Annotated in this window: 1 protein-coding gene; it reads left to right on the top strand. The window is 64.6% G+C overall.

Annotated elements, in window-relative coordinates:
- Positions 1-61: 61 nt before the first annotated feature.
- Positions 62-514 carry an Hsp20/alpha crystallin family protein gene (locus P0D80_RS50915; protein ID WP_132380509.1) on the top strand — a complete coding sequence of 151 codons (453 nt, stop codon included), beginning with the start codon at positions 62-64 and terminating at the stop codon, positions 512-514.
- Positions 515-639: the final 125 nt, after the last annotated feature.

The following is a 639-nucleotide window of genomic DNA, read 5'->3' as shown; positions in this document are numbered from 1 at the left end:
TGGCAGGCGGACTGGAGCGCGTAGGCCCGTTCGCCTCCTCGCTGCATCGAAGGAGGATACGATGAGTGATCTCTTTTCCGGAACCGACCTGTTCAGTGAGTTTGACCGTCTGCAACGGCAGATGGACAGCCTGTTCGGCGGCTTCCCGTCCAGCATCCGCTCGGGCCGCTTCGGGGCCTTTCCGCAGGTGAACATCGGGACGACCGACGACTCGATCGAAATCGTCGCGTTCGCGCCGGGCCTCACGCTGGCCGACCTCGACGTGTCGATCGACAAGGGCCTGCTGACGATCAGCGGTGAGCGCAAGCCTGCCCGGGCCGGGACCGATGACGACACCCGCGACGACACCCGCACCTATGCGCAGGAGCGCTTCACCGGCATTTTCCGACGCGTGATCGAGCTGCCGCAGAACGCTGACCCCGACAGGGTGCAGGCCCGCTACACCAACGGCTGCCTGTCGATCACCGTCGGCAAGCGCGAAGCGTCCAAGCCGCGGGCCATCACCGTCCAGTAATGCCAGTTATTCGAGGAGCAGGCCATGAACGACAGGACACAGGTTGCTGAACGCGACCAGAAAACAGTAGCACGACGCGAGGGCGACCAGTCAGCACGTCGGAGGACGCTCACACCGGCGGTGGA

The organism is Paraburkholderia sp. RL17-373-BIF-A, assembly GCF_046030175.1.
In the GTDB taxonomy this organism is placed as follows: Bacteria; Pseudomonadota; Gammaproteobacteria; order Burkholderiales; family Burkholderiaceae; genus Paraburkholderia.
The sequence above is the reverse complement of the archived record's forward strand: the minus strand, read 5'-3'. Positions and strand labels throughout refer to the sequence as shown.

Excerpts from the sequence above, each read along its gene's own strand:
- P0D80_RS50915 (WP_132380509.1), top strand. The coding sequence starts at position 62 with ATGAGTGATCTCTTTTCCGGAACCGACCTGTTCAGTGAGTTTGACCGT.